At 64.1% G+C, this 25,586-nt stretch carries 23 protein-coding genes; 13 read left to right on the top strand and 10 right to left on the bottom strand.

Annotated elements, in window-relative coordinates; all coding sequences use genetic code 11:
* Position 1 precedes the first annotated feature (1 nt).
* The 4 genes from BW975_RS08790 to BW975_RS08775 all read left to right on the top strand — a co-directional run bounded on the left by BW975_RS08790 (position 2) and on the right by BW975_RS08775 (position 5,232).
* Complete coding sequence (locus BW975_RS08790) at positions 2–1,216, top strand: aminotransferase (protein ID WP_076532749.1); 1,215 nt, start codon at positions 2–4, stop codon at positions 1,214–1,216.
* 51 nt (positions 1,217–1,267) lie between these two features.
* The gene (locus tag BW975_RS08785) at positions 1,268–3,109 is read left to right on the top strand and encodes a peptidyl-prolyl cis-trans isomerase (protein WP_076532746.1); all 1,842 of its coding nucleotides are present in this window, start codon (positions 1,268–1,270) and stop codon (positions 3,107–3,109) included.
* A gap of 13 nt (positions 3,110–3,122) precedes the next feature.
* Positions 3,123–4,631 carry an anthranilate synthase component I gene (gene trpE, locus BW975_RS08780; RefSeq protein WP_076532744.1) on the top strand — a complete coding sequence of 503 codons (1,509 nt, stop codon included), beginning with the start codon at positions 3,123–3,125 and terminating at the stop codon, positions 4,629–4,631.
* 64 nt (positions 4,632–4,695) lie between these two features.
* On the top strand, positions 4,696–5,232 hold the full coding sequence (locus BW975_RS08775; protein WP_076533576.1) for an rRNA large subunit pseudouridine synthase E: 537 nt from the start codon (positions 4,696–4,698) through the stop codon (positions 5,230–5,232).
* On the opposite strand, the gene BW975_RS08770 is transcribed toward BW975_RS08775, so the two are convergent.
* Positions 5,229–6,710, bottom strand: a complete 1,482-nt coding sequence (locus BW975_RS08770) for a divergent polysaccharide deacteylase family protein (RefSeq protein WP_244512459.1) — start codon at positions 6,708–6,710, stop codon at positions 5,229–5,231. The genes BW975_RS08775 and BW975_RS08770 overlap by 4 nt on opposite strands.
* A gap of 179 nt (positions 6,711–6,889) precedes the next feature.
* Here BW975_RS08770 and BW975_RS08765 point away from each other — a divergent pair, with 179 nt between their 5' ends.
* The 6 genes from BW975_RS08765 to lexA all read left to right on the top strand — a co-directional run bounded on the left by BW975_RS08765 (position 6,890) and on the right by lexA (position 11,772).
* Entirely contained in the window at positions 6,890–7,483 is a 594-nt protein-coding gene (locus tag BW975_RS08765) for an anthranilate synthase component II (RefSeq protein WP_076532742.1), read from the top strand.
* On the top strand, positions 7,480–8,502 hold the full coding sequence (gene trpD / locus BW975_RS08760; protein ID WP_076532740.1) for an anthranilate phosphoribosyltransferase: 1,023 nt from the start codon (positions 7,480–7,482) through the stop codon (positions 8,500–8,502). Before BW975_RS08765 ends, trpD begins: the two co-directional genes overlap by 4 nt.
* Positions 8,499–9,314, top strand: coding sequence for an indole-3-glycerol phosphate synthase TrpC (gene trpC / locus BW975_RS08755; RefSeq protein WP_076532738.1), 816 nt, complete (start codon positions 8,499–8,501; stop codon positions 9,312–9,314). Before trpD ends, trpC begins: the two co-directional genes overlap by 4 nt.
* On the top strand, positions 9,315–9,791 hold the full coding sequence (gene moaC / locus BW975_RS08750) for a cyclic pyranopterin monophosphate synthase MoaC (RefSeq protein WP_076532736.1): 477 nt from the start codon (positions 9,315–9,317) through the stop codon (positions 9,789–9,791).
* Between the two features lie 38 nt (positions 9,792–9,829).
* Entirely contained in the window at positions 9,830–11,002 is a 1,173-nt protein-coding gene (locus BW975_RS08745; RefSeq protein WP_076532734.1) for a molybdopterin molybdotransferase MoeA, read from the top strand.
* Positions 11,003–11,073: 71 nt separating this feature from the next.
* Positions 11,074–11,772, top strand: coding sequence for a transcriptional repressor LexA (gene lexA / locus BW975_RS08740; RefSeq protein WP_076532732.1), 699 nt, complete (start codon positions 11,074–11,076; stop codon positions 11,770–11,772).
* Here lexA and BW975_RS08735 read toward each other — a convergent pair.
* Entirely contained in the window at positions 11,766–13,847 is a 2,082-nt protein-coding gene (locus BW975_RS08735) for a ComEC/Rec2 family competence protein (RefSeq protein ID WP_076532730.1), read from the bottom strand. The genes lexA and BW975_RS08735 overlap by 7 nt on opposite strands.
* A gap of 77 nt (positions 13,848–13,924) precedes the next feature.
* On the opposite strand from BW975_RS08735, the gene gltX reads away from it, so the two are divergent.
* Positions 13,925–15,334 (top strand): glutamate--tRNA ligase, encoded by a 1,410-nt coding sequence (gltX, locus tag BW975_RS08730; protein WP_076532728.1) that lies wholly within the window; start codon positions 13,925–13,927, stop codon positions 15,332–15,334.
* Between the two features lie 76 nt (positions 15,335–15,410).
* Positions 15,411–16,706 carry a citrate synthase gene (gltA, locus tag BW975_RS08725; protein ID WP_076532726.1) on the top strand — a complete coding sequence of 432 codons (1,296 nt, stop codon included), beginning with the start codon at positions 15,411–15,413 and terminating at the stop codon, positions 16,704–16,706.
* A gap of 617 nt (positions 16,707–17,323) precedes the next feature.
* On the opposite strand, the gene BW975_RS08715 is transcribed toward gltA, so the two are convergent.
* The 8 genes from BW975_RS08715 to BW975_RS08680 form a co-directional block, all read right to left on the bottom strand.
* The gene (locus tag BW975_RS08715; RefSeq protein ID WP_076533574.1) at positions 17,324–18,103 is read right to left on the bottom strand and encodes an enoyl-CoA hydratase-related protein; all 780 of its coding nucleotides are present in this window, start codon (positions 18,101–18,103) and stop codon (positions 17,324–17,326) included.
* Positions 18,104–18,120: 17 nt separating this feature from the next.
* Complete coding sequence (locus tag BW975_RS08710) at positions 18,121–18,570, bottom strand: cytochrome c-type biogenesis protein (protein WP_076532723.1); 450 nt, start codon at positions 18,568–18,570, stop codon at positions 18,121–18,123.
* Entirely contained in the window at positions 18,567–20,546 is a 1,980-nt protein-coding gene (locus BW975_RS08705; protein WP_076532722.1) for a heme lyase CcmF/NrfE family subunit, read from the bottom strand. Before BW975_RS08705 ends, BW975_RS08710 begins: the two co-directional genes overlap by 4 nt.
* A gap of 89 nt (positions 20,547–20,635) precedes the next feature.
* Entirely contained in the window at positions 20,636–21,202 is a 567-nt protein-coding gene (locus tag BW975_RS08700; RefSeq protein ID WP_076532720.1) for a holin family protein, read from the bottom strand.
* Entirely contained in the window at positions 21,193–21,804 is a 612-nt protein-coding gene (locus tag BW975_RS08695) for a holin-associated N-acetylmuramidase (RefSeq protein WP_076532719.1), read from the bottom strand. The genes BW975_RS08700 and BW975_RS08695 overlap by 10 nt, the downstream gene beginning before the upstream one ends.
* Before the next feature lie 79 nt (positions 21,805–21,883).
* Entirely contained in the window at positions 21,884–22,336 is a 453-nt protein-coding gene (gene ccmE / locus BW975_RS08690) for a cytochrome c maturation protein CcmE (RefSeq protein WP_076532717.1), read from the bottom strand.
* Positions 22,337–22,359: 23 nt separating this feature from the next.
* Complete coding sequence (gene argC, locus BW975_RS08685) at positions 22,360–23,385, bottom strand: N-acetyl-gamma-glutamyl-phosphate reductase (protein ID WP_076532715.1); 1,026 nt, start codon at positions 23,383–23,385, stop codon at positions 22,360–22,362.
* A 63-nt stretch (positions 23,386–23,448) separates the two neighbouring features.
* Complete coding sequence (locus tag BW975_RS08680; RefSeq protein ID WP_076532714.1) at positions 23,449–24,264, bottom strand: glutamate racemase; 816 nt, start codon at positions 24,262–24,264, stop codon at positions 23,449–23,451.
* Positions 24,265–24,470: 206 nt separating this feature from the next.
* Between BW975_RS08680 and BW975_RS08675 the strand changes: the two genes are divergently transcribed.
* Complete coding sequence (locus BW975_RS08675) at positions 24,471–25,376, top strand: LysR family transcriptional regulator (RefSeq protein WP_076532712.1); 906 nt, start codon at positions 24,471–24,473, stop codon at positions 25,374–25,376.
* Positions 25,377–25,586: the final 210 nt, after the last annotated feature.

Here is a 25,586-nt window from a genome sequence, read left to right as displayed (position 1 = left end):
CATGAGCCGCACCGCGCATAGTTTCGCCCCGCCCGTCATGGAAGCCCGCCGTTGGTTGGCAGGGGTGGAGTTCACACCCGACCGCCCGCTGATCAATGTCAGCCAGGCCGCCCCGGTCGAAGTGCCGCCCGAGGGGCTGCGGCGCGCGATGGCCGAAGCGTCGATGAATGAGGCGGACGCGCATCTTTATGGCGCGGTGCTGGGCCGCGACGACCTGCGCGCCGAAGTGGCGGCGCAGTGGAGTGCGGCCTATGGCGGGGCCATCTCTGCGGGCAATGTCGCCATCACCTCGGGCTGCAATCAGGCCTTCTGCGCGGCGCTGGCGACGCTTTGCGACGAAGGGGATGAAGTCATTCTTCCAACCCCATGGTATTTCAACCATAAAATGTGGTGCGACATGAACGGCGTGCGTACCCTGCCGCTGCCCGCGCGCGCGGGCCTTCTGCCCGATCCCGAGGAGGCCGCCGCGCTTATCACACCGCGCACCCGCGCCATCGTGCTGGTCACGCCGAACAATCCGGGCGGGGTGGAATACCCGGCGGATCTGGTCCGCGCCTTCTACGAGCTGGCAAAGTCGCGCGGCATCGCCTTGATGGTCGACGAAACCTATCGCGATTTCGACGCCAGAACCGGCGCGCCGCATGACCTCTTCACCGATCCCGATTGGGACCGGACGCTGATCCAGCTCTACTCCTTCTCCAAGGCGTACCGGCTGACCGGCCACCGCGTCGGCGCGATGGTCACGTCGCCCGCGCGGCTGATGGAGGCCGAGAAATTCCTCGATTGCGTGGCGATCTGCCCCAATCAGCTGGGCCAGATCGGCGCGCTCTGGGGAATGCAGAACCTCGCGCAATGGCTGGCAGGCGAGCGGGCCGAGATTCTGGACCGCCGCGCCGCCATCGCGGATGGAATGCCGAAACTCGCCGCCCAAGGCTGGGAACTCAAAGGCGTCGGCGCCTATTTCGCCTATCTCGCGCATCCATTCGCGGAAGGCTCGGACGCTCTGGCCCCGCGCCTTGTGCGCGATGCGGGTGTGCTGACCCTGCCCGGCACGATGTTCACGCCCAATGGCGATCCCTCTGGCGCGCGCCATTTCCGTATCGCCTTTGCCAATGTGGACCGCGCCGGGATCGACACGCTCTTCGACCGGCTTGCCGGGCTTGGCGTATATGAGGATGGCGGCTGGCCCCTTGCCCCTAAAGCACCGAACGCATAGACAAACCGCAACGCGAAACCGCACTCCATTCCCGACAAAGGCGCCCAAAACATGCGATCCAGCAGCATTTCCAAATCCGCGATGTGGGTCCTGATGGGCCTTCTGATCCTTGGCCTTGGCGGCTTTGGCGTGACCAATCTGGGCGGCAACATTACCCGCATTGGCACGGTCGGCGATACCGAGATCGGGATCAATGACTATGCCCGCGCCCTGCGGCAGGAGGTCAACGCGGTCGTCGCCGAGACAGGCCGGCCCCTGCCCTTTTCCGAGGCGCAGGCGCAGGGCCTGCCGCAACAGGTCTTGTCGCGCCTTGTAAGCCAGGCCGCACTCGAGGATGAGTCGGCGCGCATGGGCATCTCCATCGGCGATGCCGCGCTGGGGCGCCAGATCATGGACATTCCCGGATTCCAGGGTGTGAACGGCCAGTTCGACCGCGAGGGATACCGATTTGCCTTGGAGCGCGCTGGTCTGAGCGAGACCGAGTTCGAGGAAGACGTGCGCGCCGAGACCGCCAGCACGTTGGTGCAAGGCGCCGTGATCGCGGGAATCAACACTCCGGACGCCTATACCGATACGCTACTGGACTATATCGCCGAGGAGCGCGCCGTGACCTTCGCCTCGATCGGGCGCAGCGATCTCAAGACCGGCCTGCCGGTGCCTACTGACGAGGATCTCGAGACCTACTATCAGGCCAACATCCCTCAGTTCACCACGCCCGAGACGCAGCGCATCACCTATGCCTGGCTGACGCCCGAGATGATCATCGACGAGGTCGAGGTGGACGAGGCCGCGCTGCGCGAGGCGTATGAGGCGCGCGAGGCTGAGTTCAATCAACCCGAGCGGCGCCTGGTCGAGCGTCTGGTCTATTCCAGCGCCGAGGCCGCCGATGAGGCGCGTGCGCAGCTGGACGCCGGCGAGACCACCTTCGACGCGCTGGTCGAGGCGCGCGGACTGACCTTGCAGGATGTGGATATGGGCGATGTGGACGAGGCCGAGCTGGGCGCCGCGGGCGCGCCCGTGTTCAGCGCCGCATCGGGCGATGTCGTGGGTCCGGTTCAGACAAATCTAGGCCCGGCCCTTTTCCGCATCAACGCCGTATTGCAAGAACAGATCACTTCCTTCGAGGAGGCCGAGAGTGAGCTGCGCGATGCGCTGGCCAACGACCGCGCAGCGCGCGTTATCGACGCCTCGGTCGAGGATATCAGCGACCGTCTGGCAGGCGGCGCCACCATCGAAAACCTCGGGGCCGAAACCCAGATGGAGGTCGGCACCATCGACTGGCGCCCGGGCATGAGCGAGGGCATCGCAGGCTACGCCGCCTTCCGCGAGGCCGCCGCCGAACTGCAAGAGGATGATTTTCCCGAAGTCATGCCCCTCGGCGATGGCGGTATCTTTGCCATGCGCCTCGACGAGGTGGTCGAGCCGACGGTGCAGCCCCTGGAAGAGGTGGAACAGCAGGTGGCCGCCGCATGGGCCCGCGATGCGCTGATCGAGGCGCTGCGCGACCAAGCCGAGAGCATCGTGACCGAACTTGAGAACGGTGCCAGCTTCGAGGATGTGGGCCTCAGCCCGCGCACCGCCGAGGGCATCACGCGCCAAGGCTTTCAGGCGGGCACGCCTCCGGGTACGATCCCCACCATCTTCGGCATGGAAGAAGGCGAGGTCGAGACGGTGGCTGGTGATGGCCGTCTCTACATCGTCCGCCTCGACGGCACTACGGTTCCCCAGACGGCGGGCGGCGAGATGGACCGCTTGCGTACGACCTTGCAGGATTCGGCGGCGGGCGACATCGCGCAGGATCTCTACCAGGCGCTGGCCGAGGATATCCGCACCCGCGCAGGCATCACGCTGGACCAGCAGGCGATCGCCGCCGTTCACGCCAATTTCCAGTAAGGACGGCAGGACAATGGAGCTGACCCCAGCATTTGAGGATTTCGCCGCAGGCTATGACGCGGGCAAAAGCCAGCTGGTCTATACCCGCCTTGCAGCCGATCTCGATACGCCCGTATCGCTGATGATGAAGCTTGCGGGCGGCGCCTCCGATGCGTTCATGCTGGAATCGGTCACCGGCGGCGAGGTGCGCGGACGCTATTCGATCATCGGAATGAAGCCGGACCTCGTCTGGCAGTGCCACGGCAAGGCCAGCCGAATCAACCGCGCCGCCCGCTTCGATCCCGAGGCGTGGGAAACGCAGGACGGCAATCCGCTGAAGAATCTGCGCGCGCTGATCGCCGAGAGCAAGATTGACCTGCCGGGCGATCTGCCCGCCGCCAGTGCGGGCCTCTTCGGGTATCTGGGCTACGACATGATCCGCCTGGTCGAGCATTTGCCGAATGTGAATCCCGATCCGCTGGGCCTGCCCGATGCGCTGATGCTGCGCCCCTCGGTCATCGCCGTGCTGGACGGGGTGAAGGGCGAGGTGATTGTCGTCGCCCCTGCATGGCACGAGCCGGGCACCAGCGCCCGCGCCGCCCATGCGCGCGCCGCCGAGCGGGTGATGGATGCCGTGCGCGATCTGGACCGCGCCCTGCCCCAAAGCCGAGGGCTGGGAGAGGCCGCCGAGGATGGCGAGGCGGTATCGAACTTCACGCGCGAGGGCTACAAGGCCGCGGTGGAACAGGCCAAGGAATATATCAAGGCGGGCGATATCTTTCAGGTCGTGCCCAGCCAGCGCTGGACGCAACCCTTTGCACAGCCGCCCTTCGCGCTGTATCGCAGCTTGCGGCGAACGAACCCCTCGCCCTTCATGTTCTACTTCAATTTCGGCGGCTTCCAGGTGATCGGCGCCAGCCCCGAGATCCTCGTGCGCGTCTTTGGCAATGAGGTCACGATCCGCCCCATTGCAGGCACCCGCCCCCGCGGCGCCACGCCCGAGGAAGACCGCGCGAACGAGGCGGATCTGATGGCCGACACCAAGGAGCTGGCCGAGCATCTGATGCTCCTGGATCTGGGGCGAAACGACACGGGCCGCGTCTGCAAGGTGGGCACCGTGCGCCCGACCGAGGAATTCATCATCGAGCGGTACAGCCACGTCATGCATATCGTCTCGAACGTCGTGGGCGAGTTGGCCGAGGATCAGGACGCGCTGAGCGCGCTCTTGGCCGGCCTACCCGCCGGGACGGTCTCGGGCGCGCCCAAGGTGCGCGCGATGGAGATCATCGACGAGCTGGAGCCGGAAAAGCGCGGCGTCTACGGCGGCGGCGTGGGCTATTTCAGCGCCGGGGGCGATATGGATATCTGCATCGCGCTGCGCACAGCGGTGGTCAAGGACGCGCAGCTCTATATTCAGGCCGGGGGCGGTGTCGTCTATGACAGCGACCCCGAGGCGGAATATATGGAGACGGTCCATAAATCCAATGCCATCCGCCGCGCGGCGGCGGATGCGGCCCGCTTCGGCGGCAGCGGCAACAGCTGATGCAAAGCGAATTTCGCATGAAGTTCGGCAGGCAAATTTCGTGCGAAATTTGCACGAGGCACTGATGCCCCGCCTGATCCTCTTCAACAAACCTCATGGCGTCCTGTCGCAATTTACCGATGAAGGCAGCGGCCATCCGACGCTGGCCGCCTATGTGGACGTGCCGGGCGTCTATCCTGCCGGGCGGCTTGACCGGGACAGCGAGGGTCTTTTGCTCCTGACTGATGATGGCAAGCTACAAGCGCGGATTGCGGATCCGAAGTTCAAGAAACCCAAGACGTATCTCGCGCAGGTCGAGGGCGTGCCGGACAATGCGGCGCTGATCGCGCTTACCCAAGGCGTTACGCTCAAGGACGGGCCGACGCGGCCCGCCACAGTGCGCCGGATCGCGCCGCCAGAGCTGTGGCCGCGCGTGCCGCCCGTACGCTTTCGCAAATCCGTGCCAGACAGCTGGATCGAGCTGACGATCACCGAAGGCCGCAACCGGCAGGTGCGCCGCATGACGGCGCATGTTGGGCATCCCACCTTGCGCCTCGTGCGTTGGCGCATCGGGGAGTGGTCACTGGACGGGATCGCGCCCGGCACATGGCGCGAGGCCTAGCTGCCGTCCAAAAGCACCGCCGAGACGGGCGCTAGTGCCACGCTGCTGGCGCGGTCCTGCAGACCCCATAGCAAGAGCGCGCTGATCGTGTCGGCGCGCAGGCGGCCCAGCATGATCACGCCGCCCTCCTCCTCACGGCCCGCCTTGAAGGCGGCCTGGTCCAGGAAGCGGCGGATGACCGTCGGGCTTTGGTCGTTGCTGTCGAAATCGCGAAAGACCGTTCCCACCGGAACCCCCTCGCGCGCAATCAGCTTGGGCGCGGTGCCCAGCCCCTTGGCAAAAAGCACGAGGCCATGGCCCGACTCGAGCAGGATCGGAGCCAGTTGCTCGCTTGCGTCGCGGCTGATCTGCAGGCCCGTTCCGGTGCCTTCGAGGATGCCCACCGCATCCGGCACGGCAGCAAGGACGGTCTGCATGACGGTCTCGGTGTCGCGCGCATCGGCGCCCTCGGGCAGATCGGCGATGGCAAGCACCTCGAAGCCCGCATTGCGATAACGCTCCATCCTTTCGGACGCGCCCGGCGCGGTGGCCTCGACCGCAAAGCTCAGCGGATAGGGAAAAGCGTCCAGCGCCTCAAGGCCAATGGGGCTGCTGCCATCGTCGATCAGCACGATCGACATCAGCGGCTTGCCCTCGGAATTGTCGAAAGGTGCGGCGTTGCGAATGATGGCGCGCGTATCGACGGGCTCATCAACGGGCGCATCCCCGCTTGTCCCCTCGGGCTCGGCGCCGACAGACGGCAGGCGGCCGGTTTCGATATTGGTGGCGATATCGCCAATGGTGCTGGATCGGGTGTCTTCTGCGTCCATCTCGGGCTGCGGCAGGGCCGAGGCGATTTCGGGCGCGGCGGGTTCGGGATCAGTGGTGTCCGGGTCACGCAGTTCCGGCGCGGGCATGTCCGGTTCAAGCATGTCCGAGCCTGGCTCAGCCATTTCCGCAGCAGAACCCTGGTCCATATCGCTCACCAGGCCCGCTCCGGTTTCGACCTCCGGCACACTGGGCTGCGCGGGATCTGTCGAGATCCCTGCGCTCTCAGCGCCCTGCGCCTCCTGTGCGCGATCGAGAGCGGGATCCGCCTGCATGTCCGGTGCAGCGATGCTGGCGCCATCCGGCTGGCTGGGCGTGATACCACTGCCGCCCGTGGGCACCTGCGGCGCGCTCAAATCGGCGTCGATGCTGCCCGGCTGGGGGCGCTGGGAGGGCTGCGTGCCGCCCGCACCGATGGCGCTCAGATCATCGGGCGCGGCGGCATCCACCTGCGGCGCCTCGCCCGATAGCGCGGGCGCGCCATCGGCCTGCGGCATCTGCGCCGGGCCATCGACCAGCGACTGGTTGAACTCCGAGCCTGCGGGCACCTCGACCGCCGCCGTTTCCGGCAGCCGCCCTTCGGCGCCGCCTGTCAGCACCGAAGCCGCGCCAAGCGCCACGGTTGAGACGGCCGCACCCGCCACCAACCCAGACAAAAATCCGCTCGCCATGCCTTTGGCCCTCCTGCAATCGCGCCCGAATGTCACTGTCTGCCGCAGCGTTTCGGGCTTTCGGCCCCTTGACCCTCGGGACCAAGCCTGAACAAGTATACCGCGACCGGCCCCCCGGCCTCCACCCCAAATCATGGGGCGCGGGCACAGCGGGGCAATTCAAACACGGATCTGCCAAGATGCTGCTGCTCATCGATAATTACGACAGCTTTACCTATAATCTGGTCCATTACGTCGGCGAGCTGGGCGCGGAAGTGGTCGTGCGCCGCAACGACGCGCTGAACGTCGAGGCCGCATTGGCGATGAAGCCCTCGGGGATCTTGCTGTCGCCCGGCCCGTGCGATCCGGATCAGGCGGGCATTTGCCTGCCCCTGACGCTGGCCGCCGCGCGCGAGGGAATTCCCCTCTTGGGTGTTTGTCTCGGTCATCAGACCATCGGGCAGGCCTTTGGCGGGCGCGTCATTCGACACTCCGAAATCGTCCATGGCAAAATGGGGCTGATGCATCACGAAGGCCAGGGCGTCTTTGCCGGCCTGCCCTCGCCCTTCGAGGCGACGCGCTATCACTCCCTCGTGGTCGAACGCGCGAGCCTGCCCGAGTGCCTGGAGGTGACAGCACATCTGGAGGACGGCACCATCATGGGCCTGCGCCACCGCGAGCTGCCCATCGAGGGCGTGCAGTTCCATCCTGAATCCATCGCATCGCAGCACGGCCATGCCCTGCTCAAGAATTTCCTCGACACGCTTCCCGAGTTGCAACAGGTGCCCGCATGAGCGACGCGCTCAAACCCCTCATTGACGCCGCCGCGAATGGCCCGCTCAGCCGCGCGCAGGCCGAGCAGGCCTTTGGCATCCTCTTCGATGGCGAGGCAACGCCCAGCCAGATCGGCGGCTTTCTGATGGCGCTGCGCACGCGCGGCGAGACGGTGGATGAATACGCCGCGGCCGCCGCCGTGATGCGCGCCAAATGCAACAAGGTGCACGCGCCCGAAGGCGCGATGGACATCGTCGGCACCGGCGGCGACGGCAAGGGCACGCTCAATATCTCGACCGCGACGGCCTTTGTCGTGGCGGGCGCTGGTGTGCCGGTGGCGAAGCATGGCAACCGCAATCTCAGCTCGAAATCGGGCGCGGCGGATGCGCTGGGGCAGATGGGCGTCAACGTGATGATCGGCCCGGAAGTCGTTGAAAAAGCGCTGAAAGAGGCGGGAATCGCCTTCATGATGGCGCCTATGCACCACCCGGCCATGGCGCATGTCGGACCCGTCCGGGCCGAGTTGGGCACGCGCACCATCTTCAACATTCTCGGGCCGCTCACCAACCCTGCGGGCGTAAAACGCCAATTGACCGGCGCCTATCGCCGCGACCTGATCCGTCCCATGGCCGAAACACTGGGCCGACTGGGATCCACCCGCGCGTGGCTGGTGCATGGCAGCGATGGCACGGACGAGTTGGCCATTAGCGGGCACAGCTGGGTCGCGGCCCTGAACGAAGACGGAAGCATCGCCGAATTCGAGGTGCATCCCGAGGAGGCGGGCCTGCCGCTGCACCCGTTTGAGGATATCCTAGGCGGTACGCCACAGGAAAATGGTGCCGCCTTCCGTGCGCTATTGGACGGGTCGCAGGGCGCCTATCGCGACGCCGTGCTCCTGAATTCCGCGGCGGCACTTTTGGTCGCAGGCCACGCAGAGTCGCTGACCGAGGGCGCTGCGCAGGCTGCCCATAGCATCGACAGCGGCGCGGCACGTAACTGCCTCGCAAAGCTTGCCAAAATTACATCGGAGACGTCATGACAACGCCCACGATCCTCGAAAAGATCAAAGCCTATAAACTTGAAGAGGTTGCCGCAACCAAGGCAGATGTTCCGCTTGAAGAAATGGAGGACCGCGCCCGCGCCGCCCCGCCTGTGCGCCCCTTCCACGAGGCGCTTCTCAACGCCGCGAACGGCGGCTACGGTCTTATCGCCGAGATCAAGAAGGCAAGCCCTTCCAAAGGCCTCATCCGCGAGGATTTCGACCCCGCCGCGCTTGCCGCAGCCTATGCCGAGGGCGGCGCCGCCTGCCTGTCGGTGTTGACGGACACGCCCAGTTTCCAAGGCGCCAAGGAGTACTTGACCCAGGCACGCGAGGCCTGCGAGCTACCCGTCCTGCGCAAAGATTTCATGTACGACACGTATCAGGTCGTCGAGGCGCGCAGCCTCGGAGCCGATTGCATCCTGATCATCATGGCCAGCGTCACCGATGCCGAAGCCGCCGCGCTGGAACAGGCGGCGTCGGACTGGGGGATGGACGCGATTATCGAGGTGCATAACGCCGAGGAACTGAAGCGCGCCGAGGCTTTGACATCGCCCCTCATTGGTATTAATAACCGCGATCTCAATACGTTCGAGACCACTCTTGATACGACGCGGACCCTTGCGCGCTACGTTCCCGAGGACCGGCTGATCATCTGCGAGAGTGCTTTGGAAACACCCGAAGACTTGGCCGATATCGCCCGCTACGGTGCCCGATGCTTCTTGATCGGCGAGACGCTTATGCGCGCCGATGATGTCGCCAGCGCAACACGTCACATCCTGGCCAATCCGCTCACCGCCGGGGGCATGTGAATGAGCGGCCTCACACATTTCGACGACAAGGGCGACGCCCACATGGTCGACGTGTCGGACAAGGCCGTGACGGCCCGCGTGGCGACCGCCGCATGCCATATCAGTATGGCGCGCGAAACCTATGATATCATTGCAGAAGGCCGCGCCAAGAAGGGCGACGTGATCGCGGTTGCGCGCCTTGCCGGGATCATGGGCGCCAAGCGTACATCGGACCTCATTCCGCTCTGCCATCCCCTGCCCATTTCCAAGGCAAGTGTGGACCTTACTCTCGATCCGGACCTGCCTGGCCTGCAGATCGCGGCGACGGTCAAGACCACAGGTCAGACCGGCGTCGAAATGGAAGCGCTGACAGCTGCTGGCGTTGCAGCCCTGACGGTCTATGACATGGCCAAGGCTGTCGATCGTGCGATGGAAATTGGCGGCTTGCGCGTTGTTCTGAAAGATGGCGGAAAATCAGGCCGATACGAGGCGATCTGAATGTCGATGTCTGCACTCAGGGCAAATGGAGTCGCACAGTGATAAGCGTTGACGAGGCCCTGTCGCACCTCTTCGCGCTGAGCCCTCCACGCGAGGCGGAGTTGGTTCCACTCCGCGCGGCTGCAGGGCGCGTCTTGGCCAAGCCTGTTTCGGCTCTGCGCGACCAGCCGCCCTTCGCGGCCTCGACGATGGATGGCTATGCATTAGGGTCCAGCCACGCGCATCCGGGCGCGGTGCTGAACGTCGTGGGCGAGGCCGCGGCGGGCCACAGATGGGAGGGCCGTCTCGGCACCGGAGAGGCGCTGCGCATCTTTACGGGAGCCCCTCTTCCGCCCGGCGCCGATCGCGTTATTATTCAAGAGGATGTGACACGAAGCTCATCTCAATTAACTCTCAATTCAGACTTGGAGAGCGGCACGCATATCCGCCCCGCCGGCGCCGATTTCAAGGCCGGCCACGAGGTGAGTGCACCGCGTCGCCTTGGCCCCAGTGACGTGGCGCTGCTTGCTGCAATGGGCATTGGCGAGGTTTGGGTCACTTGCCAACCCACGGTTGCCATAATCGCCACAGGGGACGAACTGGTCATGCCAGGCGAGGCGCCGGGCCCGGATCAGATCACCGCATCCAACATCTTCGGTCTTGCCGCCCTCGCCGAAGCGGAAGGTGCCAAGGCCCGCATCCTTCCTATCGCGCGCGACACCGAAGCCTCGCTCAAGTCGGCCTTTTCGCTTGCCAAGGACGCTGATTTGATTGTGACAGTCGGGGGCGCATCGGTCGGCGATCATGACCTTGTGGGCGCGGTCGCGCAGGCCCAAGGGATGGAGCGCGCTTTTTATAAAATCGCCATGCGTCCCGGCAAACCGCTGATGGCGGGGCGCATGGGCGAGGCCGTCATGCTTGGTCTCCCCGGAAATCCTGTTTCAGCAATGGTTTGCGGGCATATCTTCATGCTCCCCATGTTGCGTGCGATGATGGGTTTGGGCGCCATGGCACCTTCATATCAAGAGGCGAGGCTGGGCACGGACTTGCCTGCCAATGGGCGCCGGGCGCACTACATGCGCGCACGCGTAACGAACGGCACAGTAACCCCCGCAGCAAGCCAGGATAGCGCCCTTCTGTCGGTGCTGGCCGATGCGAACGCACTTTTGGTGCGACAAGCGCATGCGCCCGCCGCTCTTGCCGGCGAAACCGTCCAAATACTTCCAATTTGATCAACGCCGTTGACACAAAACAGGAACATGAATAGAACAAAGGCGGATACAACCCCGGAGGAACACATGCAATGCTGACGAAAAAGCAACTGGATTTGCTGGAATACATCAACAAACGCGTGCAGCGCGACGGGGTACCGCCCAGTTTCGATGAGATGAAAGACGCTCTGAACCTGCGCTCCAAATCCGGTATCCATCGCCTTATCACAGCACTGGAAGAGCGTGGCTTCATCCGGCGTCTCGCGCATCGTGCGCGTGCGCTGGAGATCGTCAAACTGCCCGAGTCACTCGGTGGTAGCGCGTCGCATGGCTTTGCCGCACAGGTCATTGACGGCGATTTGCCTGATGAGGCGCCGCCCGCCAATGCGCGGAGCGTTGTGGTCGACGCGCTTGAGATCCCGGTGATGGGCCGTATCGCGGCGGGTGTGCCAATTGAGGCAATTCAGCATGCATCGCACAATGTGGCCGTGCCGGGCGGCATGATCGCAGGCGCGGGCGAGCATTACGCTCTGGAAGTCAAAGGCGACTCGATGATCGACGCCGGCATCAATGACGGCGATGTTGTGGTCATTCGCGAGACATCGACCGCCGATAACGGCGATATCGTTGTGGCTCTGGTCGAGGATCAGGAAGCGACGCTCAAGCGGTTCTTCCGCCGTGGCGGGGCTATCGCGCTCGAGGCTGCAAACCCGGCTTACGAGACGCGTGTTCTACCGGATCACAAGGTCAAGGTTCAGGGCCGGCTTGTCGGGCTCATTCGCACTTACTGATTTGAAGCGATCTTTGAGCGCTTTTCGGGGCTGCTTCGGGCTGTATTCCACAGGCGCGCACCTGTGACTTGGCGGGCAGTGATAACCGACAGATCCGAGCCATGCATAGCCAATGCGCCCGTTACACGCAGCGCCTTCGGGTCCAGGATGTGGCAAGGCGGTGCATCCGGGCCAGCCCGCCCCCGATGCCAGTCTTCGGGCGCGCTGATGTTCAGGACAATCCACTCTGCGTCGCCGCATCCCGCGACCTCTTGTAGCCCGCGCTTACCACGAAGCGCCAGAATGTCCGGCCAATCCTCGGCCTGCTGCGCGGCGGGCCAACGCGCTGCAGCCTCTTCCTGCGTTGCTGGATCTCCATCGTTTTCCAGCCAGTTGAGAGCTGCGAATCCGTCGCCCTTGGCGGTACTGAGCGCGCGCCCCTCCGGTGTCATGATACCCACCAGCCCGCCTGTGTCAGCAATCAGCACGCGGGGGCGCTCTACCCCGGCCCATAGCAAAAAGGCCACCGCGATGGGGAGTGCGCCTATCAGCCGCGCGCGACCTTGCCAGAGGATCACCGTCAGCGCGCCCAGCGACAATAGAGGCAGCACCAGAGGCCCGGGACTGGGTACCATCCCGCGCGCCCCCTCCTGCATGGAAATCCAGTGCGCGACCAGAAGGATCCAATCGAGGCCGAGCCCCATGATCCAGAGCCCGACCCACTCGAGGCCGAAGGGCATGAGGCAGACCGAAAGCACCGCCGCCGGCATGACGAGCACGCCCATCAAAGGAACAGAGGCAAGGTTCGCGATCAGCCCATAATGCGCGATCTGGTTGAAATGGGCGGCCGCGATGGGGGCTGTGGCAAAGCCGGCCACCCCCGACGATACAACGACCGCAATGACAGGGCGCAACCATTTTGGCCCGCGCGGCAGTGCGTCGTGCTGCAGCCAACCGAAAACCGCGATGAGGGCCGTGGTCGCGGCAAAGCTCATCTGAAAGCCGGGGCCCATCAGCGCCTCGGGCCGCAGGACAAGAACGATCAGCGCCGCGAGCGCCACAGCGCGAAGGCTGAGCGCGCGGCGATCCAGCATGACAGCGACCAGCATGACGGCGACCATGATAAAGGCGCGCTCGGTCGCGATGCTGCCGCCCGACAGGCCCAGGTAAAAGGCCGCAACGACAAGGGCCAGCGCGGCGGCGACAGGCTTGACCGGGGCGCGCAGGGCGATGAAGGGGATGAGCGCCAGCCCGTAACGCAGAGCCGCAAAGACGAAGGCGGTTAGCAGGCCCATATGGAGGCCCGAAATCGCCAGAAGATGCGCAAGGTTCGACACGCGCAGCGCCGTCAGCGTGTCCTGCCCCATCCCCGAGCGGTCGCCTGTCATGATGGCCGCGGCAAATCCGCCAGTCTCGCCCCCAAGCGCGGCCTGCACCCGCGCCGACAGCGCCATGCGGATGCGGAACATCCACTGACCGCCCTCGGGCGGCGCCAGCGCGACGAGCGGCACCCGCGTGTAACCGACGGCGCCAAGCCCCTGAAACCACGCATGTCTTTGGAAATCAAAACCGCCAGGTTCCACCGGGCCCGAGGGCGGCGACAGGTGGCCTGTGGCACCCATGTAGAGGCCGGGGCGCGGCGCGGCGCCTTCGATCTTGGAATGAAGCGACAGGCGTATCCGGCCCGGCGTGCGGTGCGGCGGTACGCGCGCCAGCTTGACCCGGTCCAGCGTCACGCGCACCGCGTCCGAGGCCGAGCGGTCGATCCCGACGACGCGCCCCTCGATCGGCCCGTAATAGCGCCAGCCCAGCACCGGCCCCGCCACGTGATGCGCCCGCGCGCCTGCCAGAATCGCACCTGCAAGGATGAGGGCCACGCCGATGGCAAGCGGCGCCGCTGCCTGCCCGATCCAGCGCGAAAGCATCAGCATTGACAGGCCAAGCGTCGCCAGCGCCGCGTAGGCGGGCCAGCCCGGCTCGACCGGAAGCGAGAAGTAGAGCCCGATGCCTGTGGCAAGGCAAACCGGCGCCCAGCCGATCAGGTGCCCGCGCTGCAATAGCAGCAGCTGCGCAAAGGACTGCCGAAGCGCCGCCACTTGTTTCCCTTCCCGCCGATAGGTAGACAGACGCCGAACCTATCCCCGACATCGTTACCGAAAGGTTAATGCGCCCCATGTCCCAACGGCCCGTCACCCGTTTTGCCCCCTCGCCCACTGGCTATCTGCATATCGGGGGCGCACGGACGGCGCTCTTCAATTGGCTTTATGCGCGGGCCAATGGCGGCACGTTCCTCCTGCGGATCGAGGACACGGACCGCGCCCGCTCCACCCCCGAGGCGACGCAGGCGATCCTCGACGGGATGGCGTGGATGGGCCTCGATCATGATGGCGAGGTCGTCAGCCAGTTCGAGCGTGCGCCGCGCCATGCCGAGGTCGCGCGCCAGATGCTGGAGGCGGGCCAAGCCTATAAATGCTTTGCCACGCAGGACGAGATCCAGGCTTTTCGCGACAAGGCCAAGGAAGAGGGCCGCTCGACCCTCTATCGCAGCCCGTGGCGCGATGCGGATCCGGCGACGCATCCCGACCTGCCTTATGTCATTCGCATCAAGGCTCCGCTTGAGGGCAGCACGGTCATTCATGATGCGGTGCAGGGCGATGTGACCATTCGTAACGATCAGCTGGACGATATGGTACTGCTGCGCTCGGACGGCACGCCGGTTTACATGCTGGCAGTGGCGGTGGACGACCATGACATGGGCGTCACCCATGTCATCAGGGGCGACGATCACCTCAACAACGCCGCGCGCCAGATGCTCATTTATACCGCCATGGGCTGGCCCCTGCCCGTCTATGCGCATATCCCCCTGATCCATGGCGCCGACGGCAAGAAGCTGAGCAAGCGTCATGGCGCGCTTGGGACCAATGAATACCGCCAGATGGGCTATCCTGCCGCGGGCATGCGCAACTACCTCGCGCGTCTGGGCTGGAGCCACGGGGATGCCGAATTCTTCACCGATGACGAAGCGCTGGAGTGGTTCGATCTGGACGGAATTGGCAAATCCGCAGCGCGGTTTGACTTCAAGAAGCTCGAGAATATCTGTGGTCAACATATGGCGAGCACGCCAGATGCTGCACTGCTGCATCAGCTTGAAGATTTCTTGGCCGTCACAGACGCTCCGCGCCTCACACCCGAGCAGGCGGCGATGTTTCTGGAGGCGATGCCGCATCTCAAAGAACGCGCGAGAACCTATCCGGAACTTATTGAAAAAGCGCAATTTATTCTTGCGTCCCGGCCTGTCCAGATGGACGAAAAGGCGGCCTCGCAACTCGATTCGGTATCCCGTGGTATGCTGTTAGAATTGACGCCGCAGTTGCGAAATGCTAAGTGGAACCGGGCAGATCTTGAGGCGTTCATGAATGACTTTGCCGCCGCGCGGGATATGAAATTCGGCAAGATGGCGGGCCCATTGAGGGCCGCACTGGCCGGGCGCAGCGCGACGCCCAGTGTCTTTGACATGATGCTGGTGCTGGGACAGGCCGAAACGGTCGCCCGCCTCGAGGATGCAGGTCAGGGCGGCGATTAACCTCGCCCTAAGGCCATTAGTTTATCCAGCCCTGACCGGAACGCCGGTTTGAGTGCTGCAAAAGGGAGAATGCCTCATGGCCGACGACAAGAAGACAGCAACGCTCCGCATCGACGGCAAGGAATATGAATTCCCGGTGCATTCGCCGACGGCGGGCCCCGACGTGATCGATATTCGCAAGCTATATGGCCAGGCTGGGGTGTTTACCTACGATCCCGGATTCACCTCGACGGCAAGCTGCGACAGCACGATCACGTTCATCGACGGCGAGAAGGGTGAGCTGTTGCACCGCGGCTATCCGATCGATCAATTGGCAGAAAAATCCCATTATCTCGAGGTCTGTTACCTGCTCCTTTACGGCGAACTGCCCTCGGCTGCACAGCTGGAGGATTTCGAGCATCGCGTGACAAACCACACGATGCTGCACGAGCAGATGCAGTTTCTTTTCCGCGGTTTCCGCCGCGATGCGCCGCCCATGGCGATCATGGTGGGTGTAGTCGGCGCGCTGTCGGCATTCTATCACGACAGCACCGATATCAACGATCCTTGGCAGCGCGAAGTGGCATCCGTACGCATGATTGCCAAGATGCCGACAATCGCTGCAATGGCCTATAAGTACACGATCGGCCAGCCTTTCGTTTATCCCCGCAACGATATTGATTACGCCTCGAACTTCCTGCGCATGTGCTTTGCCGTTCCGTCCGAGGATTATGAAGTAAACCCGATCCTCAGCCGCGCGATGGATCGCATCTTTACCCTCCACGCAGATCACGAGCAAAATGCCTCGACCTCGACGGTGCGCCTTGCTTCGTCCTCGGGCGCGAACCCGTTTGCCTGCATCGCGGCCGGCATCGCCTGCCTCTGGGGGCCGGCGCATGGCGGCGCCAATCAGGCCTGCCTCGAGATGCTGCGCGAGATCGGGACAGTGGACCGCATCCCCGAATACATCGCCCGCGCCAAGGACAAGAACGATCCCTTCCGCCTGATGGGCTTTGGCCACCGCGTCTACAAGAATTTCGATCCACGCGCGAAGGTGATGAAGCAATCGGCGGACGAGGTTCTGGACCTCATGGGCATTGAGGACAATCCGACCCTTCAAGTCGCCAAGGAGCTGGAAAAGCAGGCACTGGCGGATCCCTATTTCGCCGACAAGAAGCTGTTTCCCAATGTCGATTTCTACTCGGGGATCATCCTCGAAGCGATGGGCTTTCCTACCTCGATGTTCACCGCGATCTTCGCCGTGTCGCGCACGGTCGGCTGGATTTCCCAGTGGAAAGAGATGATCGCCGATCCGCAGCTGAAGATCGGTCGCCCGCGTCAGCTTTACGCTGGTTCTGCCTTGCGCGATTACGTCGATATCGAAAACCGCTGACCGCAGATGGCGGGGCCTACATCTCCCCCATCCAGAGATAGAGTGGCGCAATCGATATCGGTTGCGCCATTTTCATGCCTGCTTAATCGCCCCGTCGCCCCGCAAGCTTTGCATCCACCTCGGCTTGCAGGCGCGCAGTTGGTTTGGCCTTGGTCTGCGCTTCGCAATTGCGCCGCCCCTGCGCCTTGGCATCGGCTTGCAGCTGATCAAAGAGACGATGCCTATTGCGGTGACCGCCAGTTCCGGCGGCGGGGGGCGCGGTGGCATATCGTGCCATGTCGATCGCTGTGATTTTCGTCAGATGCGGACAGGATTGACGCGTGGCCAGCGCCATGCGGCGCGGGAATGCCAAACCTTTGAAAACGCGCTTCAAACCGGCCGAAAGCGAGGGCGGCGTGCGCTGTTGTCATGCTTTGGCCCTCCGCGCTGAACGCCACGACCAAGCCGGCCGCACCCCGGCAGAGAGTTGTCCCATCGCAGTGCCCGTCTTGTGCAGGAGGCGCTTGCCCCGCAGGCAGATACGCCGAAGTGGTTCACCGCGCTGGCCCTTTATCGACTGAGCAATGATACTGGTGTCCGCGTTGATCGTGTCGCGCGCGGCGTCGCTGACGAACCGCTTAGCGGCCTTCGAATTCGGGCTTGCGCTTCGCTAGAAAGGCGACGACGCCCTCCTGAAAATCGCGGGTCTGCGCGCAGGCGCCCTGCAAGCGCGCCTCTATATCCAGTTGCGCTTCGGCACTCTGGCTCCAGCTTCCGCGCAGCGCGGATTTCAGATGGCGGTACGCTTCGGTTGGGCCGTTTGCCAGATGCGCGGCGCGCGCGCGCCAATGCGCGTTAAAGTCTATATCCGGCACCGCCTCCCAGATCATGCCCCAGTCCGAGGCATCCTTCGCGCTGATCGGCTCGGCAAAGAGAGCCGCACCCATCGCCTTAGCGGCGCCCATCTGGCGCGGCAGCCAATAGGTGCCGCCCGCGTCGGGCATCAGGCCGATCCGGGTGAAAGCCTGTATAAACCTCGCACTCTGGGCGGCGATGGTGACATCGGCGGCCAATGCCAGGTTGGCCCCTGCCCCTGCAGCAACGCCGTTCACGGCGGCAACCGTAGGAATGGGGCAGTCCCAGATCATGCGCAGCATCGGCGCGTACTCATCGCGCAGCACGCGCTCCAGATCGAGCGAGGCGGCATTGCCCACATCGCTCAGATCCTGACCGGCGCAAAACGCGCGCCCCTCGCCCGTGATGACAAGAACGCGCGCGGATTTTCCAGCGGCGCCGACCGCATCGGTGATCTCGGACCGCATCTGGGCGCTGAGCGAGTTCATCTTGTCCGGCCGATTGAGACGCAGGACGGCGATGCCACCCTCCTCCTCGTAGGTGATGGCGCTGTATCGGCTCATGGGGCTCTTCTCGGGTTTCATCCGTTCAGAATATCGCGCAGCCGCGCCTCTTCGGCGTCGGTCAGTTGATCGTCTTCGGGCGTGGCGCGGCCCCGGCGGCGGATATAGACCGCCGCGATCCCGCCGCCCAGAAGCAGCATGGCAGGCCCCGCCAGCCACAGCACCCAGGTGCTGCCAGATGCCGGAGGGTTGAGCAGGACGTATTCGCCATAGCGATCGACGATGAAAGAAATGGCCTCCTCGTCGGTGTCGCCAGCCACCAGACGCTCGCGCACCAAAAGGCGCAGATCGCGCGCCAGCTGCGCGTTGGACGCGTCAATATTCTCGTTCCGGCAGACGAGGCAGCGCAGCCCTTCGGACAGCGCGCGCGCGCGCGCCTCCAGCGCGGGATCGTCCAGCACCTCATCGGGCTGCACGGCCCAGAGCGGGCTGGCGATCAGCGCCAGAATTAGGGCCAGACGTTTCATTCTGCGGGCACTCCCTCGGCCCGCGCGATTTTCTTGGCGCCAGCCGCCACGCGGTAGCGCCGGTCACTCAGCGACAGGAAGCCGCCCAATGCCATGAGGATCGCACCGCCCCAGATCCAGTTGGCCAATGGCTTGTAATAGGTGCGCACGGCCCAGCCGCCGTTATCCTGTGGATCGCCGATGACGACATAGATGTCGCGGGCGAAACCGATATCGATGGCCGCCTCGGTCGTGGGCATTTCAGCCACCGGGTAGAAGCGTTTTTCCGGCTGCAGCAGGCCGATCTCCTCGCCGTCCTTGGACAGGCGCATATCGGCGATGGTGGTGATGTAATTAGGCCCCTCGCTGCGGCGCACATCCTCGAGCGTGATGGTGTAACCCGCCAAGTCAAAGCTGTCGCCGGTCTGGACCACGCGGATATCCTCCGCCTCCCATGCCAGCAGTCCGGCAATGCCCGCGAAGGTCACGCCAAGCCCCGCATGGGCCGTCGCCTTGCCCCAATCGGCGCGCGGTAGGCGCATCAGGCGCCGCGCCCGGCTGCGGGCATCGCCGCGAACCCCGGTGCGCGACCACAGATCAAGCGCCGCACCCACGACCAGCCATGTCCCGAGCGCCAGGCCCACCGGACCAAGCAGGCTGCGCCCCGACTGAATGGCCCAGGCGAGGCCCAGCACAGCAAGCGCCAGTACCAAGGCCGGCACCAACTGGCGCGAGACGCGGGCCATCTGCCCGCGCTTCCACGGCATCATCGAGCCGATGGGCAGAAGCGCGCCAAGCACCACCATGAAGGGCGTGAACGCCATGTCAAAGAAGGGCGCGCCAACCGACAGCTTGCGGTCAAAAAAGATCTCGGCCACGAGCGGCCAAATCGTTCCGACGAAGATGACGAAAGCCGACACGCCCAGAAGGACATTGTTGGCCACCAGCATCGACTCGCGGCTCGACAAGGCAAAGACGCCCCGCGCCTGCATCGATCCAGCGCGCGCTGCGAACATCGTCAGCCCGCCCATCATGAAGACCGCAGTGATCCCCAATAGGAACATCCCGCGCTCGGGGTCGTTGGCGAACGCATGGACCGAGGTCAGCACGCCCGAGCGCGTGATGAACGCGCCGATCATCGAAAAGCCGAAGGCGATGATGGCCAAAAGGATCGTCCAGCTTTTCAGGCTCTCACGCTTTTCAACGACAATGGCGGAGTGCAGCAGCGCGGCGGCGATCAGCCACGGCATGAAGCTCGCGTTTTCGACCGGATCCCAGAACCAGAATCCGCCCCAGCCCAGCTCGTAATAGGCCCACCAGCTGCCCATCGCGATGCCGATGGTCAAGAATACCCAAGCGGCCAGCGTGTAGGGGCGCACCCAGCGGCCCCAAGCGGCATCAACGCGCCCCTCGATCAGCGCGGCGACGGCAAAGCTGAAGGTCATCGAAAGGCCGACATAGCCGATGTAGAGAAACGGCGGATGAAAGGCGAGGCCGGGATCCTGCAGGAGCGGGTTCAAGTCCTGCCCGTCGAGCGGCGGTACCGCGAGGCGCAGGAATGGATTGGACGTGAAGAGGATAAACGCCAGAAACGCGATCCCGACCATGGCCTGAACCGCCAGCACCCGCGCGCGCAGACCGGGCGGCAGATTGCCGCCGAACCATGCCGCGCACGCGCCAAAAAGCGCCACGATCAGCACCCAGAGCAGCATGGAGCCCTCGTGATTGCCCCAGACGCCGGTAATCTTGTAGAGCATCGGTTTCGCCGAATGGCTGTTCAGCGTGACTAGCCGCAGCGAGAAATCCGAGACGACGAACGCATAGGTCAGCGCCGCAAAACTCAGCGCCACCATCAGAAATTGCAGGCCCGCGGCGGTATCGCCCACGGCCATCCACCCGCTCCAGCGTTTATGCGCCCCGACAAGCGGGACGGTAGCCTGCACGCAGGCGATGACGAAAGCGAGGATGAGGGCGAAATGGCCGAGTTCTGTAATCATGGCCCATGTATAACCGTCCCGCGCGCACTCCACCAACCGGAAAACGCCTGCGGGACGGTTCAGATTGTCGCGGCAGGCCGCGCGGCGCCTTACCGCTCCTGCTCGCGCCAGGCGCGCAGGGCCGGGTTGGGGCCGCCTTCGGTTTCGGGCGCCGGAGTGTCTTGGTCCGCATCGGGGGTCATTTGGCCCGTGTCACCCGCTTCCAGCGCGCGGATGCTGGCGGCAATACGCGGCGCCTCGGCGGCGCTTTCGACGATCGAGCGGCGAAACACCTGGCCTTTGAACTGGTGCCGCGCACCGAAATAGAAGGACACGATCACGCCCAGAAGCCACCAGAGCGGCTCGGGCACGAGTGCGATGCCCTGCATGCGTGCCGCGAACCAGACCGGATCGACCATGGCCGATACGAACAGGCCCAACGTTCCCAGCGCCAGCGCCGGGCGCGGCAGGCGGTTTACTCCGTCCATGAAGCGGTCGAAGACGCCCGATTGCCCCGCACCAAATTCCGCCTGCATCTGGCCGATGGCGGCGCCGCGTTCGCGGCTTTGCCGCTCCGCGCCCGCTTCGGCATTCTCGCGAAAAACCTCGGCCGTGCGCGCCACCACGTTGCGACCATTGCCAAAAAGCAGCGTCATCAGGCTGTTGATCAGTCCCATGCCGCCACCCGTGCGCTGAATTCAGCTTGGCTCAGATGATAGCGCGGCGACATGAATTCCTCGGCGCGCAGGATCCAGCCGCCCTTGCCGCCTGCGCGGGTGCGGGCGAATTTTCGGCTCGCGGGTCGCCGGTCCGCGATGCGCAGGTAGTAATTGCGGCGCGCTATGGCGTAGGCGTCGGCAATATGGTTTGGGGCGGTCTGCGCCGCGATTTGCGCGGCCTCGGCGGTTCGCGGGCCGATCACGCCATCAACCTTTATTTCCTGCCCCATCTGGCGCAACAGCCGCTGCAAAATACGCACCGCATTGCTGCCCGCGTTGACATACATGTCGAAGACGCTCGCACGCAGCGGATCAGGCAGACGCTTGATGCCGGGCGCGATGAAATAGTGCTGGATGAAGATGTCCTCGGCCTGCGCCGGATCGACCCGTCGGACGTCCGCCGCGTCGATCCGGCCGTCGCCGGTCAGGTCCAGACCCAGACGGCGCATCGTGTGCACCGTCACCCCATGCTTTGTCGCGCCGCCGGGATCGTCCGGGTCGTTTACATAGCCGCCCTCGCGGGCGACGATTTCCCGCGCGATTTCGCGTATCTGGTCCATATTGCCACCTTTGCATCACCGGAGGGGACAATTCCCTGCCGGATGGCGAAACGTGGCGGATGGATGGTTAACGCAGGACTTACTGTCCGACCGGCTCTTGGTAGACACCCTGCTCTTTCAGCGCGTTGACGACCTCTTTGGGCATATAGCTTTCGTCATGCTTGGCCAGAATCTCAGTCGCGCGGAAGGTTTGACCGTCATAGCTGCCGAGGCCGACCATGCCTTGGTCCTCGCCGAAAAGGTCGGGCAGAACGCCGACGAAGGCGACGGGCACGGTCGCACCGCCATCAGTTACGCTGAACGTGACCTCTTCGCCGGCGCCGCGCCGGATGCTTCCGGCCTCGACCAGTCCACCGATGCGGAACACCTCGGACGGACCCGGCGGCTCGGCCATGACCTGCGAAGGCGAGCGAAAGAAATTGATGCCGTCGCGCATCGCGTAGCCGATAAGGCCCGTCGACAGGACCAAAGCGACCGCCGCAACCGCAACCACCTGAATCCTGCGCTTTTTCTTGAGCGACTTCATCGCCATGCGGCCTAATCCTCAACCATTTCCTACGGAAAGACGGGCGGTGCGGTCAGCGCCATCGTCTCTTCCAAATTTAACATCAGGTTCGCGTTCTGCAAGGCTTGCCCGCTTGACCCCTTGGTCAGGTTGTCTAGCGCGGCGATCACGATTGAGCGCCCCTCGATACGATCGCCCGTCACGCCGATATGGCAATAGTTGCTGCCCCGGATATGGCGCGTGCTAGGCACTTGGCCAAAAGGCAGCACTTGCAGGAACGGCTCGGATGCATAGGCATCCCGCAGCGCGCCATGGATCGCGCCCGGCTCTCCTTTTACATAAACAGTGGCGAGTATCCCCCTGTTTGCCGGCAATAAATGCGGCGTGAACTGCACCTTGACGGGCCGGCCTGCGATGGCCGAGAACTCCTGGTCAAACTCGGCCAGATGCCGGTGCGTGCCGCCCACACCATACGCATGCGTGCCCTCGCTCAGCTCCGCATGCAGCAGGTTTTCCTTCAGACTCCGCCCCGCGCCGCTGACCCCTGTCTTGAGGTCGATAATGATATCGTCGAGGTCGATCAGCCCGCCTGCGATCAAGGGTCGCAGGGCGTATTGACCCGTGGCCGCGTTGCATCCCGTCCCGGCCACCAGTCGCGCACGCCGGATCTCATCGCGGTAGAACTCGGTCAGGCCATAGACCGCCTCGGCCTGGCAGTCGAGCGCAGCATGGGCGCCACCGTACCACTTGGCGTAGGCTTCGGAATCACGCAGGCGAAAATCTGCGCTCAGATCGACGATCTTGAGCGTCTTGGGCAGGGCCGCGATCACCTCTTGGCTGGTGGCATGTGGCAGCGCGCAAAAGCACAGGTCGATTGCCGAAAAGTCGATCTCGTCGATTGTCACAAGCTCGGGCAGGTCGAGATGGCGCAGATGCGGGAACACGTCGCTCATGCTCTGCCCGGCCTTGGAATTTGCGCCAAGCGCAGCGATGCGCATTTCGGGATGCACCGCAATCAGACGGATCAGCTCGGCCCCGGTGTAGCCGGAGGCGCCGAGAATGGCGATATCATACATCTTGAGCACCCTTGATCATTTGTGTCCGCTCTATCCGATCGCGATAAACGGGGCAATCGCCCCTCACGCCGCCTCAAAGCGGACAGGCCGGCGCAGAAACTGCGTTGCCCGATCCGACACGCGGGCGGGCACCCCCGTGGTCAAATAGCGCAGGCCCTCGCCGACCTGGCCGCGCATGGCCGGGCGCCGGGCAAGGTAATCCGCCAGGCTGTCGGCCACGAGGCTGGGTTGCGACAGCACCGTCACCTCGGGGCCAAGCGCCGCCTGGAATACATCCTGCACCAGCGGGTAATGGGTGCAGCCCAGCACAGCGGCCTGGGGGTTTGGCATCTTGCGCTTCAAGGCGTCCACATGGCTGCGCACCAAAGCCTCGGCAAGAATCATGTCGCCCTCCTCGATGGCGTCGACGACACCGCCACAGGCCTGCGCCTCGACATCGACGCCGATGGCGCGAAACGCCAGCTCGCGCTGGAAAGCGCGGCTGCTCACTGTGGCGGGTGTCGCAAAAAGGGCCACATGCCGCGCGCTCACCTCGCGCGGAGGAGAGTTGTCGCCCCATTGCCGCTCGGTCAGCGCTTCGATCAGTGGCACAAAAACGCCCAGCACACGCTTGCCCTCGGGCACGCCCGCCTCTTGCATCCGGCGCAGCGCAACGGCCGACGCCGTGTTGCAGGCCAGCACGACCAGATTGCAGCCCTCGTCCCACAGCCGCCTGACCCCTGCGGCGGTCAACGCCTGAATATCCTCGGCGCCTCGCACGCCATAAGGCGCATGGGCGTTGTCGCCCAGATAGATCAACGGCTGATCGGGCAGACGCGCCGCAATGGCGCTCATCACGGTCAAACCGCCCAGCCCGCTATCGAAAACCCCTACCGCCATGCGCCGTTTCTCCATTCAAATCCGTGTAAGTTCGGCCTGACCCGGCCGCAGCTTGACCGCGACCGTAATCGCCTGTCCGCACCCACGCCATACCGATTTGCCGCAATTGGCAACGGAATCCGCCCTTTGGCGACGATGATCCTATGCACGAAGCTGCCGAATGCGCTAAGGCTGATGCCGCAAGGAAGCCGATTGGATGAGCCGCAATGGACTGGGACAAGCTGAGAATTTTTCACGCCGTCGCCGATGCAGGCAGCCTGACGCATGCGGGCGATCAGCTGCACCTGTCGCAATCGGCCGTCTCGCGCCAGGTCCGCTCGCTGGAGGAGACCTTGAATGCGACGCTCTTTCACCGCCACGCGCGCGGTCTGATCCTGACCGAGCAAGGCGAGCTTCTCTTCGACGCGACCCGCGCCATGATCAAGCGTTTGGATGCCGCCACGGCCCGCATCCGCGACAGCGAGGACGAGGTGTTCGGCGAGCTGCGCGTGACCACCACCATCGGCTTTGGCACGCTCTGGCTGGCGCCGCGCCTGGCCAAGCTTTACGAGAAATACCCCGATCTCAAGATCGACCTTATGCTGGAAGAGCGCGTTCTGGACCTGCCGATGCGCGAGGCTGACGTGGCGATCCGGATGAAAGAGCCCAGCCAAGCCGATCTCATCCGCAAGCGCCTGATGGGTGTTCACATGGGGCTTTACGCCTCGCCAGAATACCTGGCCCGCACTGCCGCGCCCGCCAGCGTCGAGGAGCTGAGCGATCACCGGCTGATCTGCCAGAACATCAATTCGGCCCAGGTCAGCGCCGCGACCTATCTTGTCAAGGAGTTGGTCACCAACGACATCGCGTCGATGCTGACGGTCAACAACTATTTCGGCGTGCTGCAAGCGGTCCTGAACAATTTGGGAATCGGCGTTCTGCCCGATTACCTCACCTATGATTTTCCCGCCCTTGTGCGCGTTCTACCCGAAGTTGAGTCGGTGGAGGTGCCCGTGTTCCTCGCCTACCCCGAGGAGTTGCGCCATTCGCAGCGCATCGCGGCCTTTCGCGACTTCGTGCAGCAGGAAATCTTTGCCTATCGGAAAACTGTGAAAGAACAAAAGATTAGCTGATAATCGGCGTGATATGCATGCAATGCATACCGGCCATGACGTGAAATTTGGCTATTTTTCTTGATCGGGCCTGAAACAGGCACTAACTGCTCTTTTGACGGGAGCGCCACTACGGCGCGCTCGTCATACCTCCCTGTTGGACTATGGCCGAGCTTTAAGCTCGGCCTTTTTTTTGGCCAAAAACGCTTCTGAATACTGCTATGAAGCAAT

It is taken from the genome of Roseovarius nanhaiticus (assembly GCF_900156535.1).
Lineage (GTDB): Bacteria > Pseudomonadota > Alphaproteobacteria > Rhodobacterales > Rhodobacteraceae > Roseovarius > Roseovarius nanhaiticus.
The sequence above is the reverse complement of the archived record's forward strand: the minus strand, read 5'-3'. Positions and strand labels throughout refer to the sequence as shown.